15 protein-coding genes are annotated in these 14,649 nt (G+C 35.3%); 9 read left to right on the top strand and 6 right to left on the bottom strand.

Translation table 11 applies throughout. The features are described from left to right. Nucleotides 1-53: 53 nt before the first annotated feature. Complete coding sequence (locus tag PGH12_RS09595) at nucleotides 54-818, top strand: DUF3575 domain-containing protein (RefSeq protein WP_267599553.1); 765 nt, start codon at nucleotides 54-56, stop codon at nucleotides 816-818. A gap of 47 nt (nucleotides 819-865) precedes the next feature. On the opposite strand, the gene PGH12_RS09600 is transcribed toward PGH12_RS09595, so the two are convergent. Then, a complete protein-coding gene (locus PGH12_RS09600) occupies nucleotides 866-1,078 on the bottom strand; it encodes a hypothetical protein (protein WP_267599552.1) in 213 nt (70 codons plus the stop codon). A 472-nt stretch (nucleotides 1,079-1,550) separates the two neighbouring features. Between PGH12_RS09600 and PGH12_RS09605 the strand changes: the two genes are divergently transcribed. Beyond that, nucleotides 1,551-2,240, top strand: a complete 690-nt coding sequence (locus tag PGH12_RS09605) for a CPBP family intramembrane glutamic endopeptidase (protein WP_267599551.1) — start codon at nucleotides 1,551-1,553, stop codon at nucleotides 2,238-2,240. Between the two features lie 96 nt (nucleotides 2,241-2,336). Beyond that, on the top strand, nucleotides 2,337-2,690 hold the full coding sequence (locus tag PGH12_RS09610) for an FEKKY domain-containing protein (RefSeq protein ID WP_267599550.1): 354 nt from the start codon (nucleotides 2,337-2,339) through the stop codon (nucleotides 2,688-2,690). Nucleotides 2,691-2,704: 14 nt separating this feature from the next. Here PGH12_RS09610 and PGH12_RS09615 read toward each other — a convergent pair whose 3' ends face one another. The 3 genes from PGH12_RS09615 to truA all read right to left on the bottom strand — a co-directional run bounded on the left by PGH12_RS09615 (nucleotide 2,705) and on the right by truA (nucleotide 5,708). Next, nucleotides 2,705-4,447: an ABC transporter ATP-binding protein gene (locus PGH12_RS09615; RefSeq protein WP_267599548.1), complete on the bottom strand. Its 1,743-nt coding sequence runs from the start codon at nucleotides 4,445-4,447 to the stop codon at nucleotides 2,705-2,707. 163 nt (nucleotides 4,448-4,610) lie between these two features. Next, nucleotides 4,611-4,949 carry a hypothetical protein gene (locus PGH12_RS09620; RefSeq protein WP_267599546.1) on the bottom strand — a complete coding sequence of 113 codons (339 nt, stop codon included), beginning with the start codon at nucleotides 4,947-4,949 and terminating at the stop codon, nucleotides 4,611-4,613. A gap of 6 nt (nucleotides 4,950-4,955) precedes the next feature. After that, nucleotides 4,956-5,708, bottom strand: a complete 753-nt coding sequence (truA, locus tag PGH12_RS09625) for a tRNA pseudouridine(38-40) synthase TruA (protein WP_267599544.1) — start codon at nucleotides 5,706-5,708, stop codon at nucleotides 4,956-4,958. Between the two features lie 130 nt (nucleotides 5,709-5,838). Here truA and lpxK point away from each other — a divergent pair, with 130 nt between their 5' ends. The 4 genes from lpxK (at nucleotide 5,839) to PGH12_RS09645 (ending at nucleotide 10,190) form a co-directional block, all read left to right on the top strand. Further along, on the top strand, nucleotides 5,839-6,864 hold the full coding sequence (gene lpxK / locus PGH12_RS09630) for a tetraacyldisaccharide 4'-kinase (RefSeq protein WP_267599542.1): 1,026 nt from the start codon (nucleotides 5,839-5,841) through the stop codon (nucleotides 6,862-6,864). 140 nt (nucleotides 6,865-7,004) lie between these two features. Next, on the top strand, nucleotides 7,005-7,520 hold the full coding sequence (locus PGH12_RS09635; RefSeq protein WP_267599541.1) for a TlpA family protein disulfide reductase: 516 nt from the start codon (nucleotides 7,005-7,007) through the stop codon (nucleotides 7,518-7,520). 58 nt (nucleotides 7,521-7,578) lie between these two features. Further along, the gene (gene dinB, locus PGH12_RS09640; RefSeq protein WP_267599540.1) at nucleotides 7,579-8,670 is read left to right on the top strand and encodes a DNA polymerase IV; all 1,092 of its coding nucleotides are present in this window, start codon (nucleotides 7,579-7,581) and stop codon (nucleotides 8,668-8,670) included. Nucleotides 8,671-8,717: 47 nt separating this feature from the next. Further along, on the top strand, nucleotides 8,718-10,190 hold the full coding sequence (locus tag PGH12_RS09645; protein WP_267599537.1) for an alpha-amylase: 1,473 nt from the start codon (nucleotides 8,718-8,720) through the stop codon (nucleotides 10,188-10,190). Between the two features lie 89 nt (nucleotides 10,191-10,279). On the opposite strand, the gene PGH12_RS09650 is transcribed toward PGH12_RS09645, so the two are convergent. After that, a complete protein-coding gene (locus PGH12_RS09650; protein WP_267599535.1) occupies nucleotides 10,280-11,608 on the bottom strand; it encodes a carboxylesterase family protein in 1,329 nt (442 codons plus the stop codon). 431 nt (nucleotides 11,609-12,039) lie between these two features. Between PGH12_RS09650 and PGH12_RS09655 the strand changes: the two genes are divergently transcribed. After that, nucleotides 12,040-13,095 carry an NAD(P)-dependent alcohol dehydrogenase gene (locus PGH12_RS09655; RefSeq protein WP_267599534.1) on the top strand — a complete coding sequence of 352 codons (1,056 nt, stop codon included), beginning with the start codon at nucleotides 12,040-12,042 and terminating at the stop codon, nucleotides 13,093-13,095. A gap of 145 nt (nucleotides 13,096-13,240) precedes the next feature. Here PGH12_RS09655 and PGH12_RS09660 read toward each other — a convergent pair whose 3' ends face one another. Continuing rightward, nucleotides 13,241-13,603, bottom strand: a complete 363-nt coding sequence (locus PGH12_RS09660; protein ID WP_267599533.1) for a winged helix-turn-helix transcriptional regulator — start codon at nucleotides 13,601-13,603, stop codon at nucleotides 13,241-13,243. 96 nt (nucleotides 13,604-13,699) lie between these two features. Here PGH12_RS09660 and PGH12_RS09665 point away from each other — a divergent pair, with 96 nt between their 5' ends. Next, nucleotides 13,700-14,584, top strand: coding sequence for an NmrA family NAD(P)-binding protein (locus tag PGH12_RS09665; RefSeq protein ID WP_267599532.1), 885 nt, complete (start codon nucleotides 13,700-13,702; stop codon nucleotides 14,582-14,584). The last annotated feature ends 65 nt before the right edge of the window (nucleotides 14,585-14,649 follow it).

The raw sequence follows: 14,649 nt of genomic DNA on the forward strand, positions 1-14,649 counted from the left end.
AAATTCATCACACCAATCATCAATTTATTTAATTTAAAGTAAAATTTACTGCCATGAAAAAACTTTTAATCATTGCTCCACTCCTCTTTATATCTACTGTAAGTGCGCAGGAAACCGCCGTAACTGAAGTAAATACAGTCGCCGAGGATAAAATGAACATCGTCAAAACCAATGTGACGGGATACGCTTTCAGAAACATTAATATTTCTTACGAAAGATCGATCAACAGATGGTTTGCAATCAATGTCGGTTTTGGAACCGTCGCAGAAGGAAAAGTTCCTTTTATGAATGCTTTTCTTAACGAAGAAGATGAGAAAGATTTTAAGAATCTTAAAATAAAGGCTACCAATTTTACCATAGAGCCAAGATTTTACATTGGCCAGGGATATGGCAAAGGTTTTTACTTTGCACCATATTACCGCTACTCGAAAGTTTCTACCAATACATTTGACTACACATATGACTACAGCGCGTTTGGTACTACAATTCCGATTCCGCTAAAAGGTCTAGGGGATGCCAAAGGAAATAGTGGAGGCTTGATGGTAGGCGCGCAGTTTTTCTTAAACAAGCAACATAGTTTTGTTTTAGATTTCTGGATCGCAGGTGCACATTATGGTTCCGGGAAGGGAGATTTTAGCCTTACAAGCGATATTTTTCTGACTCCGGAGATGCAGGCAGAATTGAAACGAGAGATCGAGAATCTTGATATTCCTTTTGTAGATTACACCGTAGAAACTAACACCAACGGAGCCAGAATTAAAGTTGATGGACCGTGGGCAGGCTTCAGAAGTGGTTTTTCTTTGGGTTATAGATTTTAATTACCATTATAATATGCAAAAATACCGTTCACAACGAACGGTATTTTTTATTTGTAAGCATCTTTAAATTTTTCAATAAGATGATCTAACGTATGACGTTGCACATAAACAGTTCTTACGTCATCATATCTTGGAGATTTGTAGAAAACTTCATGGAAATCCATACTTCCGTTTCCTACCTTTACCACTTTCTGCACATCAATATTTAATTTTTTTAATTCTTCTTTCAAAATCTGAAATTCGTCGTGTATGTTATTCATTTCTTATAATTTTTTGTTTAGGTTAAATTTCTATCTTTTTGTTAGTGTAACCCCTGTTAAATTCAAACAGACTCTCAATTTTTAATAAATTTATGAAATTTGTATGAAATATCAGTAGGGTTTACGAAATATATTACGATAATATTTTATATCAAAAACTATACCTAACTGTATAGTTATTACATAAAAATGAATTAAATATGAACTGAATGTTAACAAACTATATAGAATGGTAATATCTGTGTAACGAAAAAGACAAACTGACAACTAACAAATGATGATAAAGAACGTTCAAAAGGTAAGCTCAAAAATGCTGCTATCAGATTTTTTCAACTTTTTAAAAAACCCCAGCGACCAGCAAATTAACCTCTCAGTCAATGACAGACTGTTGTTTGTTTTTAGATTTCTTATAATTGAACTGCTTTTTACGCTGATCATTATATTACCGATTGATTATCTAATCAACCAATTTATGACTGTGAAAGTACCAAGTTTACCATATAAATTTAAAACATTTCACGCTATTATTTTTTGGATTATTCTCACAGTTCCATTTTTAGAAGAATTCGTCTTCAGGTTAGTCCTTAGATATAATTCTGTATTCGCGGGAAAAATCAACAGACAGAAATGGGATCAGTATTTTCCTTATTTAGTCTACATCACCAGTATTTCATTCGGTTTAGTGCATGTAAGTAATTACTATAACGACTCTGCAATATTTTATGCTTTGCTGCCACTTATACTTTTGAGTCAGCTTTCCGGGGGATTTGTACTTAGCTATATCCGTGTCAGAATTAATTTTTACTACGGTTTTATTTATCATGCATTATGGAATTTCACTGCTGTTATAATTATTCCTGCAATATTTTTACTATTTTCCGGTTCGATCGAAGAACATACAAAAAGTTATAATTTAAGAATTGAAGAACAAATTCTATTTCATCAGAATCAAACTCAGAAATTTTCTAATGATATTCGGGATAACAAAATTTACAAAATTGAAGCAGAGCAATTTTATCTTCAGGACATTCTTGATATGGTGTATGGTAAAAATCAGTTTTACGTTGAGGAGTATTTAATAAATATAAATTTTTCTTCTAAAGGTGGTGTTACAAAAGATGAATTTAAAGAAATACTTGAAAAGGAATATGCATTAAAATAAGACGTCATTTATCAATAAATTAAAAAAAATCCTGTAAAAGTGATTTTTTGATTTAACTATGATGAAAAATCTGCATCAAAAGAATAAATATAAACGATGAATAAACTTAAATCATTTTCCGCTTTACTGTTACTGACTTTTTCAGCTCTTACATTCGCTCAGAAGCAATCGAAGGAAAATTCTTTTCACACAAAATCCAAAGCAGAAAATAGCAAAAAGGTTTTACCGAATGAAAGTCTGCCGCACTTCATGCAGTTCGGAATCATGTCTCGAAACCATGAAGAGTTCACAAAAAAATACGGTATTTATGTAATTTACCAGAATTGCGTCATTAGCCAGTTTCAGTCAAAAAAAGCAAAAGAAAACAATCAGTTTGTTGCCAAAAGTCTTACAGAAAAGTACGGAAACGGGTGGGAAAAAGATCTCGGTTTTATTCCTTACGGATTATAATTAATCTAAATATTCTACTGAACTTCGATCTCATGTCGCAACTGCGCCTTATATAAAGTTGCGTAATAACCGTTTTTGTCTAGAAGTTCAAGATGTTTTCCTTCTTCAACGATTTTACCGTGTTCCATTACGATGATTTTATCTGCCTTCTCAATCGTTGAAAGTCTGTGTGCAATGATAATTGATGTACGGTTTTTGGTAATTTTTTCTGTCGCTCTCTGAATCAGTTTTTCACTTTCGTGATCGATTGATGAGGTTGCCTCGTCCAGAATAAGAATCTTAGGATCAGACAGATAAGCTCTTAAGAACGACAATAACTGCCTTTGTCCTAGCGAAATAGATGAGCCTCTTTCGCTCACCACATATTCATAACCTCCGGGAAGACTTTCTATAAAATCATCAACCTCAATTTCCTTTGCTCCGGCTTTTATTTTTTCTAAAGTCACCGTGTCATCTCCGAAAGCAAGATTCTCAAAGATACTTCCGTGAAACAGGAAAACATCCTGTAAAACAACTCCAATATGACTTCTGAGGTTATAAAGTTCGTAATCTTTCAACTCAACATCGTCGATATAAATTTCACCGGAATTAATATCGTACAGTCTTGTAATTAAACTGATTATCGTAGATTTTCCGGCTCCTGTTGCACCTACAATAGCTACAGTTTCTCCGGGATTTACTTTAAAATCAATTCCTTTTAAGACTTCCTGCTTGTCGTCATAAGCAAATCGTACATCTTTAAACTCTATTTTTCCGTCGAAATGATCTTTGGAAATTTTTCCGTTGTTCGGCATCGCATAATCTTCATCCATGATTCCCAAAACTCTCTCTGCACCTACAATACCTCTTTGGATATTATTAAAGCGATCAGCAATTTGTCTTAAAGGACGAATTAACATTGATATAAACTGAATAAACGCAATCACAACACCCGCGCTGATGGTAATATAGCCGCCGTAGAATAATACGAAACCAATAAAAAGTGAAGAGATTAATTCAACAACAGGAAAAAATAACGAGAAGATAAAAACCGTTCTTAGCAAAGCATTTTTCAAAGTAATGTTGATGTCGTCAAACTTTTTAAACTCCGCCTGTTGTCTGTTAAAAACCTGAATGATAGGCATTCCGGCTAATCTTTCCTGTACAAACGAATTTTGGTTTGAAGTCCATGATCTTTCATCGCCAAAAGCTTTTTTAAGCCGTTTCTGAAAAAATCTTGTAATGACAACCATTAAAGGTAAAATCGCAAGAGAAATATAACTCAGGTGAACATCTACCTGAAACATCATAAAAAGAACGAAGATAATTCTCAAAACATCTCCGAAAACCATGAGAAAACCATCGGTGTAAACTGTAGCAATAGTCTCTACGTCACCAACCGCTCGGGTAACCAATTGCCCGATAGGAGTTTTATCAAAAAAAGCGGTTCTGAAATAAATTAATTTATTGTATAATCTTTCGCGAATGTCTCTGATAACATTCTGCGAAATAAAATTTGAAAAATAAACCAAAAAGAAATTTAATATGGTTTCTGCAAAAACTAAACCGACCAAAGCATAAATATGCTTCATCATCAAGGCTTTATCTTTCAGTTTTGTAATATCATTATCTACAATCTGCATGGTGAGATATGGCCTGTATGTAGAAACGATGGAAAGTATAATGGATATAATCAGGGTAAAAATAAACCAAGACCGAAACTTCATACCAATGAAGAAAAGCCTTTTTACAATTGCCCACGTATCTTGTTTTTTCATTATTGAAATTGACGTAAAGAATTAATTAGAAAAATTCTATGCAAAAATACGGCTTTATAATTTTACAGCCTTTACTCCATCTTCAAATAGTCATAGAAAATTTCCTATCCTGTGATTTACAGAATAAATAAGGAAGCAGATAAGACATGATGATTTTAAAGAATTAAACTTTTTCTTTTGTACCTATTTCTTCAATTTCCCATATAGGTTTTTTAATACTTTCTCTCTTAAATTTTCTTTCGAGAAGATGATAAACCGCATAAACACCACCGATCGCAAAGAACCAACTTATAATGTTAATCAATGAAAAACCTGTATAATTGTTGTCATTTGCAGAACCTGTAAATGCTTCGTACATTCCGTAAACTATTAAAAAAGCGATCTGAAATCCTAAATATATTGCAATAGCCAAAAGCCCAAACTGCCATTTTATTTTTCCAAATCTCTCAGCTAAACCCGCATAATATCTGTATGCTCCGATTAAGATAAAAATTGACATCATAAATTATTAGTTTTTAAATTGGTTTAAATAAAATTCATAGCCTACATCCACCAAAAAAAGTCCGTGGGCGGGCGCAGATGTTCCTGCTGAGTTTCTGTTTTTATTTTCTATGATATTTCTGACGTCTTCAGGTTGAATTTTGCCCGAACCCACATCCACCATTGTTCCTACAATTGCTCTGACCATATTTCGGAGAAACCGATTGGCTGAAACCGTGAATCTTAACTCCGTTCCGTTTTGCTCCCATTCTGCTTTGTAGATTTTGCAGAGATTGGTTTTGTTGTCTGTATGGAGCTTTGCAAAACTTGTGAAATCTTCATATTCGAATAATATTTTACAGGCTTCATTCATTTTATCAACATCAATATTTCTTCGCCAAAGCTGCCAGGCAGAATCTTGAGTAAACGGATTTTTTTCTAATGAAATATAATACTCATAAGTTCTGAAAGTTGCATCAAAACGTGCATGAAAACCATCCTTCACAGGAAAAATCCTTTTAATGGAAATATCCGGCGGCAAAAAACTGTTCATTTTATGAATAAGCTGATCACTCAAAACCTGCTGAGTTTCAAAATGCGCAAACATTTTTTTTGCGTGAACTCCCGTATCAGTTCTACCCGCTCCGGTAGTCTTTATCTTTTCTCTTAAAATGGTGGAAAGTGCTTTTTCCAGTTCTTCCTGCACAGAAATATCCTTCGGCTGAATCTGATAGCCAAAATAGTTTTTGCCGTTGTAAGAAAACTCTATGAAATATCTCAAAGTAATGCAATTGACTTGCAAAAATACTTTAATTTGCTGATACTGCGGAATGATATTTTTACAATAAATGTTGAAAAGTCATTTGCAATAAGCAGCAAAATACACCTGAAATTGTTATTTTTGCAATCGTATGAAAAGATGGTATCTCTATCCTTTTTCTCTGGGTTACAACATGGTTACGGGCATCCGAAACAGCATGTATGATCTGGGGATTTTTAAATCTACAAAATTCAAAACTCCGATCATCAACGTCGGCAATCTTTCTGTGGGCGGAAGCGGAAAATCTCCGATGGTCATGTATCTGGCAACTTTCCTGTCAAAATACTACAGAACCGGTGTTCTTTCAAGAGGTTACGGAAGGTTAACGAAAGGTTATGATGTGACCAACTACGAGAGCAACTACAAAACCGTAGGAGATGAAGCCATGCAGCTGTTTGAACGATTTAAAAACCGTTTTGTCATCGCAGTTTCTGAAGAAAGAGTTCCGGGAGCTAAAAAAGTGATTGATGATATGGATCTTGATGTGCTCGTTTTAGATGATGCCATGCAGCACAGAGCCATCAAAGCAGGATTCAATATTTTGATGACAGATTTTAATGATCCCTATTTTAAAGATCACCTTCTTCCGGCGGGCGATCTTAGAGAATCACGAGCAGGTGCAGGCCGCGCAGATATCATTATGGTAAGCAAATGTCCCGATGAGCTGACCGAAGAAACAAAGCAATATTATATTTCGAGAATAAAGCCATCGTACAAACAAAAAGTTTTTTTTTCATCTATCGGATACGATGAAAATGTGTATTCCAGAGAAAAAATTCTGCCCGACAATAATCTGAATTATTACGATATTCTTCTAATTACCGGAATTGCCAACCCTAAACCTCTGCTGGATCATTTGGCTAAATTTTCCCAGAAAGTAAAACATTTAAAATTCAGAGATCATCACAATTTTTCTGATGCAGATATAAAAAACATTGTTGCAGAATACAAAAAACTCGGCGAATACAAATTGATCTTAACAACTGAAAAAGATTATGTTCGCCTGAAAACATTTGATTATCTGAGAGAGCTTGTCTACTATTGGCCGATCAATGTGATCATTGACAGAAAAGAAGAATTTAATCAAATGATCTTAGACTATATCAACAAAAAATAAATAAAATCCGCGACATTGTTGCGGATTTTTTCTTTTGAACTGATTCAGAATAGAATTTTTCGATATATCAATTTATCCTAATTCATGATATTCATGTCATAAGTTGAGATCCGTTTGCTAGATTTGTAAAAATTTTGAATATGAAACAGCTGTTGACTTTTTTGATGTTAAGTATTTTCACTTTGGGATGTTCGCAAAAGGCACCCGATGCTTCGAAGAAAGAATTTTCGAAAAATGCTCTTAGTCAAAAATTAGAAAATGAAGAGGGAAAAAGTATTACGGTTCAGGAAATTCTTAATCAGCACAAAGGCAAAGTCGTCGTGATCGATTTTTGGGCCGGTTGGTGCAGAGATTGCCTGAAAGCTTTTCCGAAAGCTCTCGAACTCGAAAAAAATAATCCCAATGTAGATTTTGTTTTCTTTTCTCTGGATCGTACAAAAGAAGGTTTTGATCGAAGTCTAGAAAAATTTAATATGAAAGAAAAAGAAAATTACTGGTTTACTTCAGGCTTTAAAAATGACTTTAATGATTATATCGAGCTTAACTGGATCCCAAGATACATGGTAATTGATCAGCAATCTAAAATTGCAAAGTATTATGCTATTACGCCGGAAGATCCGGAAATTCAGGCAACAATTGATAAGCTTTTAAAATAAGCAGAGCCGACATTTATTTAAACTTAAACAGAAATAACAGAATCCATATCTTTGTGATATGGATTTTTCTTTGCCGGTTCGCAAAATTATACATGTTGATATGGATGCATTCTATGCTTCTGTGGAGCAGCACGACAATCCTGAACTGAAGGGAAAAGCAATCGCCGTGGGCGGCGGTCATCGTGGTGTAGTTTCAGCAGCGAGTTATGAAGCCAGAAAATATGGAGTGCGTTCTGCAATGCCAAGTAAAACTGCAAAAGAAAAATGCCCACATCTTATATTTGTTCCTCCCAGATTTTCACGTTATAAAGAAATTTCCAGAAAAATAAGAGAAATATTTTACGAATATACAGACCTTGTAGAACCTCTTTCTTTAGATGAAGCGTATCTCGACGTTACAGAAAACAAAAAAGGAATAGAATCGGCTAATCAAATTGCTAAGGAAATTCGGCAGAAAATATTTGAAGCAACCGGTTTGACGGCTTCTGCAGGAATTGCAATCAATAAATTTTTAGCGAAAGTAGCATCAGACATCAATAAACCTAACGGACAGAAAACCATACATCCCGATAAGATGGAAGCTTTTTTAGAAGAGCTTCCTGTAGAAAAATTCTATGGAGTCGGAAAAGTAACTGCCAATAAAATGTTTACTTTCGGAATTTTTAAGGGAAAAGATTTAAAAAAACGAACGCTGGAAGATCTTACGAGGCTCTTCGGGAAATCTGGCGGATATTACTACAATGTCGTTCGCGGAATTCACAACTCTGAAGTAAAACCTCACAGAATTCAAAAAAGCGTTGCCGTAGAAAGAACTTTTTTTGAAGACCTTGCAGATGAACAGCAGATTGACGAAAAGCTAAACAGTCTTAGCGAAGAACTTCATCAGCGCCTGCAAAAAAACAACGTTTTGGGACGATCTTTAACTTTAAAAATAAAGTACAAAGATTTTTCACTGTATACGAGAAGTATCACAAAAGAAGAATATTTCTCATCGCCCGCTGAGTTTTTTCAAACTTCAAAAAAGCTTTGGGAACTACGCCCTTTTGATAAAGCGGTACGATTATTGGGATTATCACTTTCTCATCTCAATACAGAAGAGAAAAAACAGGTATCAGTTCAACTAAAAATCCCGTTTCAGGAATTTGAATGATCCTATACCGATAACTTTCATTAAATTATACACTAAATCAATAAACTATGAACCAGACAATGATTCAGTATTTCCACTGGTATACCGAAGGAGAAGGTAAGCTATGGAAAGAAGCCGAGAAAAATGCAGAATATTTATCACAACTAGGCATTACGTCGGTTTGGTTTCCGCCGGCATATAAAGGGACAGACGGTGCAACTTCCATCGGATATGATGCTTATGATATTTATGACTTGGGAGAATTTGATCAGAAAAACAGCATCCCCACGAAATACGGAACCAAAACAGATTATAAAAATGCCATAGCAGCTTTACAAAAGCAGAATATCCAGGTTATTGTAGATGTAGTTCTAGGTCATAAAGCAGGCGGTGACGAGCTTGAGACATTCAAAGCCGCGAAAGTCGATGAAAACAACCGTGAAAAAATAATCTCTGAATTTGCAGATATTCAGTCATACACAAAATTTACATTTCCCGGAAGAGGTAAAAAATATTCAGATTTTGAATGGAATTTCACCTGCTTCAGCGGAGTTGATTACGCAGAAGGAAAAGAATCACACATTTACAAAATACAGTCTGAATACGGAAACGACTGGGAAGAAATGATCGATGATGAGAAAGGTAATTACGATTATCTGATGTTTAATGACGTTGAGCATAGAAATCCACACGTAAGAGAAGAGCTCAACAATTGGGCAAAATGGTATTTTGAAGAAACTAATTTTGACGGCGTAAGACTGGACGCTCTTAAGCATATATCTTTTGACTTTTATAAAGAATGGCTTACGTTATTACGAGCTAATTCCGGTAAAAATATTTTTGCAGTAGGAGAATATTGGGCTCCCGGACAACTCAATCTGCTTCAGAAATACATTGACGCAACCGAAGGATGCATGAGCCTTTTTGACAGCTCACTGCAAAATAATCTACATACAGCATCTAAAGAAGGAGATTCTTATGATCTTAGAAGAATCTTCGACATGACTTTAACCGATGCTGACCCGGAACATTCTGTAAGCCTTGTCGACAATCATGATACGCAGCCGTTACAAGATCTGGAAGCTCCAGTAGAAAATTGGTTCAAGCCTCTCGCTTATGCACTGATTCTTTTGAGAGAAAAAGGTTATCCTTGTGTATTTTATCCCGATTTATATGGCGCTCACTATAAGGACAATGACCGCGAAGGTAACGAGCAGGAAATATTTTTGGATAAAGTAGATGGCATCGAAGAAATGTTGAAAGCACGAAAGGAAAACGCATATGGTGCACAGAAAGATTATTTTGAAGACGCTAACTGTATTGGATGGACTCGTGAAGGTGATGATGAACATCAAGGTTGTGCAGTTGTATTAAGCAACAAAGATTCTTACGTAAAACCTATGGAAATGGGTGAAAAATACGTAGGAAAAACTTTCTATGATGTGCTGGGAAGATCTGAGGAGAAGATTGTAATTCGCGAAGACGGATGGGCAGATTTTCCGGTTCCCGCCGGCAATGTGAGCGTTTGGATTCCTGAATAAGCTTTACTCAAAACGAATGACAAAAATTTAAAGTAAGAATTTCAAATTATTTTGTGTGATGGTCAAAACATTCGTATCTAATTCTTAAACTAAACTTTTCGTAGTTCTAAAATTTCCGGTCTGTCAGAAAGATCGGAAATTTTTCCTTCTGTGGCAAACTCTGCCCAAAGTGCACGAAGCTTTTTTCCATTTTCATCAATATATTTCCACGGAATGTTGTTTAAAATTCCCGCATTTTTCCAACCATTTTCATTTCCGAAAATAAAAGGCAGATCAATCGCATGAGCTCCCATAAAATGATTCGAAGTAAATCTGGGATGAATTCTGAATAAATAAACATTTCCTCCTGCATCCGCAAAATTTTCAGCGAAATCTTTTGCCGGTTTTCCGTAAATAATTTCTGTAGTTGTGCGAATCGTCTTGTTAATAATTTTTATGGGAAGAAAACGATTCATTGTCTCCGAAGTTCTAAGATAAAAAGCGGTCTCTTCGTCATTAATTCCAATTAAAACATCATACTTTCCGGCACTTTTCTTCCATTGTTCTTCCACTTCGCTTTCTCTGCATAAAGGTGGAAAACCATATTGAGTCGCAAAAGGCATGGCAGCTTTCAGACCATATTTAAAAAAAGAAGGCCTGTGATTTCTATAATTCTGAACGACTTCAAAAGCATCTGAGTCAGCGGTTACATCTGCTGTTTTTGTTAAAAATTCCGAAGACATTTTTTCTCTGTTTTTCTTTAAACCTAAAGGCGCACTGTGAATAATTGCACGATGAAAAAGACCTTCTACTCCATCAGAAATCATAAGATCGGCAATAGCATCGCCTCCGGAAGACTGTCCGAACAAAGTAATATTTTCAGGATTTCCTCCAAAATATAAGATGTGTTTTTTGATCCATCTGAGTCCTTCAATGATATCGAATAATCCAAGATTTGCCGGTTTTTCTTCAGTTCCGCCCAAAAATCCGAACATTCCTAAACGATAGGAAACTGTTACGATGATGATATTTTCTTCTCTCACCCAATCGGTAGGATCGGCTGTTGATAAATCTCCGCAGCCCAACTCGTAAGAACCGCCGTGAATCCAGACGATGACAGGCAATTTTTCATTTTCAGTGAAATGATCTGGCCGAAAAACAGAAAGATATTGCGGGGATTCATCAATTTCAAAATCGTCTAAATTTATCTTACCAATCATTTTTTCTAAAAGCGGACTGATATTTTGCGGGCAGACAGGCGTTTTTTCAGAAAACAAAATCTCAGAAGTGGATGCCGAGGCCGGAATTGGTTTTTTAAACCTCTCAGAATGCGCATACCGAATGCTTTTTGCTTTGATGATACCCTTTTCTTTTAAGCCTAAAACCTTCCCGAAAGAAGTTTCAAAAAGATAGGTTGCATTATTGTTATGTAATGTCATTTGTCAGTATTGATTGTATTCAGTTCAGTAGATTTTCACTCTACTTTGCTAAGATTTTCTTCTTGTTGATCATATATTATCCTTAGTTCTGCAGGCATTTTTCTTATTGCACTTGATCTTTATGATAAGTAACTCCCGATTTATCTTAGTGCACTCGGTATTTTGCTTAGTATACTCGGTATTTTGTTTAGTACACCTGATTTACAGATCCCGGTTTTGATATTGTGATAAAATTAATATTGTTTAATTTAAAAACAAAGTATTTGAATTATTTTTTGACCGTATTTCAGGATATAATTTCCGCTTTCTAAAATTTAATTGAGGCCAAGAAGAATATCTGTATTACATAAATCTTTCAGTAAAGGTATAATTGGTTTTTAGTAAAAAGAATCGATTTTTGTATAGTCTTAAATAATTAACAAATTAAAAAAATGAATTCATATTCAGTAAAAGCTTACGGAACGGAATCTAAGGAAGCCGACCTTAAAGAAATGAACATCGAAAGAAGAGAACCAACACCAAATGACGTTGAAATTGAAATTCTTTACTGTGGTGTTTGTCATTCTGATCTTCACACGGCAAGAAATGATTGGGGAGGAACAAAATATCCTGCCGTTCCTGGTCACGAAATTGTAGGAAAAATTACAAGAATTGGAAGTGATGTTACAAAATTTAAAGTCGGAGATCTTGCCGGAGTCGGCTGTATTGTAGACTCTTGCGGAACTTGCGAAAGCTGTAAGAAAGATCTTGAACAATATTGTAAAACAGGATTTGTAGGTACCTACAACGGAAAAGATGAACATTTGGGAGGTCATACTTTTGGAGGATATTCTGAGAAAGTAGTGGTAGATGCGGGTCATGTTTTAAAAATTCCTGAAAATTTAGATTTAGCAGCAGTAGCACCACTTCTTTGTGCAGGAATTACCACTTGGTCTCCGTTAAAACATTGGAATGTAGGACCTGATTCTAAAGTTGCTGTCGTAGGTTTAGGCGGATTAGGACATATGGCAATTAAACTTGCTAAAGGTTTGGGAGCTGAGGTGACGTTGTTTTCAAGATCGCCGGGAAAATCTGATGATGCAAAAAATTTGGGAGCAGATCATGTTGTAATTTCAACAGACGATGCTCAAATGAAGGAAGTGAGCGGCAAGTTTGATGTAATTATTGACACGGTTCCTTACGATCACGATGTGAATCCTTATGTTGCTACACTTAACATTAACGGAACATTGGTTTTGGTAGGATTTATCGGAAAAATGGAAGAAGCACTATTCACACCGCCAATGATTATGGGAAGAAGATCTGTTGCAGGATCAGTAATTGGTGGAATTGCTGAAACACAGGAAATGCTTGATTTCTGTGGAGAACACAATATCGTTTCTGAAATCGAAATGATTAAAATGCAGGAAATTAATGAAGCATATGAGAGAATGCTGAAAAGCGACGTGAGATATCGTTTTGTGATCGATATGAAATCTTTATCATAAACTTCATTTAAATATTATAGAAAAATACTCTTCTTTTTGAAGGGTATTTTTTTTTAAAACTATATGGATGATAGTAGTTTATAACACAAAATACTCTAGTCGAAAGATCTTTTATCTTTTATCTTTTATCTTTTATCTAAAAAATTTACTGATATCTCATTTCCATATCCTGATATGCCCAATCTGCCATTGCATCAATTACGGGAGCAAGTCTGTTTCCGGCATCGCTCAATTTATAGGTAACATGAGGCGGAACAACTGGTTTTGCGGTTCTTATGATTAATCCGTCACTTTCAAGTTGTTTCAAATGCTGAATGAGCATTTTTTCCGTTACTTTAGGGATTGCCCTTTTTAGTTCACTATACCTTTTTTCTCCAGTAGAAAGTTGAAATAAAATAATAGGTTTCCAGAAACCCGAAATTTTTTCCATCACATACATTACCGGACACTGATCGAGCAAGTTTTTTCTATTCTCCTGAATAGTTGAGTTTTCTTTAATAGCTGTCATAATACATACTTTAGGGTAAGTACTTGTATAAAAGTAGGTACAAATATAACTTTGTTATCAGAATTAAACAACATACAAACGGCAAAAAATCTACTTATGAAAATCATCATTACAGGTTCTTTAGGGAACGTCGCTAAACCATTAGCAGAACAATTAATCACAGAAAACCATGATGTTACCGTAATCAGCAGCAGCGAAGTCAGAAGATCAGAAATTGAATCTCTGGGAGCAAAAGCCGCAATCGGTTCCGTTTCAGATGTCCAATTTTTAAAAGAAACTTTTAAAGGTGCAGATGCTGTTTTCCTGATGACTCCGCCTTTGGTAAGTGATAACAATATCGTCAAAAACACTATTGAAATAGGAAGAAATTATGCGGAAGCTGTAGCAAGCAACAATATCAATCGTCTGGTGATGCTCAGCAGCGTAGGTGCAGATTCGCCAATAGAAAACGGACCGATTGCAAGTTTACATCATATCGAAAAAATATACAGTGAACTAGAATCAGTATCCTCAACTTTTTTAAGAGCGGGCTACTTCTATACTAACTTCATGAACGATATTCCTCTGATTAAAACTACAGGAATCATCGGAGCAAATTATTCTGCAGAAGTTAAAGTTCCGTTGGTACATCCGAAAGATATCGCAAAAGCTGCGGCCGAAGAATTGGTAAAAATTACATCAGATCAAAAAATCAGATACGTTGTGGGCGACAATCGAAAAGCCGGAGATTTTGCAACGGTTTTTGGTGCAGCAATCGATAAACCAGATTTACCATGGGTAGAATTTACGGATGAACAGAGTTTTGAGGGAATGTCTCAAGCCAGACTTCCCGAAGAAATGGCAAAACTATATGAAGAAATGGGAAGAGGAATCAGAAACGGAATTGTGCAGGAAGATTTTATTAAATATGGCTCACCGATAGATGGTGAAACCAAATTAGAGGATTTCGCGAAAGAATTTGCGGATCGATTGATTTCTTAGTTTGAAGACAGTTTCGGCGGGCCTTTGGCCCGCCGAAACTATTTTCTTATTGGATTTTACAACTA

Origin of the sequence: Chryseobacterium sp. CY350, from assembly GCF_027945075.1 — a bacterium.
Taxonomy (GTDB): Bacteria; Bacteroidota; Bacteroidia; order Flavobacteriales; family Weeksellaceae; genus Chryseobacterium.

Excerpts from the sequence above, each read along its gene's own strand:
- PGH12_RS09595 (WP_267599553.1), top strand. The coding sequence starts at position 54 with ATGAAAAAACTTTTAATCATTGCTCCACTCCTCTTTATATCTACTGTA.
- PGH12_RS09600 (WP_267599552.1), bottom strand. The coding sequence starts at position 1,078 with ATGAATAACATACACGACGAATTTCAGATTTTGAAAGAAGAATTAAAA.
- PGH12_RS09605 (WP_267599551.1), top strand. The coding sequence starts at position 1,551 with ATGACTGTGAAAGTACCAAGTTTACCATATAAATTTAAAACATTTCAC.
- PGH12_RS09610 (WP_267599550.1), top strand. The coding sequence starts at position 2,337 with ATGAATAAACTTAAATCATTTTCCGCTTTACTGTTACTGACTTTTTCA.
- PGH12_RS09615 (WP_267599548.1), bottom strand. The coding sequence starts at position 4,447 with ATGAAAAAACAAGATACGTGGGCAATTGTAAAAAGGCTTTTCTTCATT.
- PGH12_RS09620 (WP_267599546.1), bottom strand. The coding sequence starts at position 4,949 with ATGATGTCAATTTTTATCTTAATCGGAGCATACAGATATTATGCGGGT.
- lpxK (WP_267599542.1), top strand. The coding sequence starts at position 5,839 with ATGAAAAGATGGTATCTCTATCCTTTTTCTCTGGGTTACAACATGGTT.
- PGH12_RS09635 (WP_267599541.1), top strand. The coding sequence starts at position 7,005 with ATGAAACAGCTGTTGACTTTTTTGATGTTAAGTATTTTCACTTTGGGA.
- dinB (WP_267599540.1), top strand. The coding sequence starts at position 7,579 with ATGGATTTTTCTTTGCCGGTTCGCAAAATTATACATGTTGATATGGAT.
- PGH12_RS09645 (WP_267599537.1), top strand. The coding sequence starts at position 8,718 with ATGAACCAGACAATGATTCAGTATTTCCACTGGTATACCGAAGGAGAA.
- PGH12_RS09650 (WP_267599535.1), bottom strand. The coding sequence starts at position 11,608 with ATGACATTACATAACAATAATGCAACCTATCTTTTTGAAACTTCTTTC.
- PGH12_RS09655 (WP_267599534.1), top strand. The coding sequence starts at position 12,040 with ATGAATTCATATTCAGTAAAAGCTTACGGAACGGAATCTAAGGAAGCC.
- PGH12_RS09660 (WP_267599533.1), bottom strand. The coding sequence starts at position 13,603 with ATGACAGCTATTAAAGAAAACTCAACTATTCAGGAGAATAGAAAAAAC.
- PGH12_RS09665 (WP_267599532.1), top strand. The coding sequence starts at position 13,700 with ATGAAAATCATCATTACAGGTTCTTTAGGGAACGTCGCTAAACCATTA.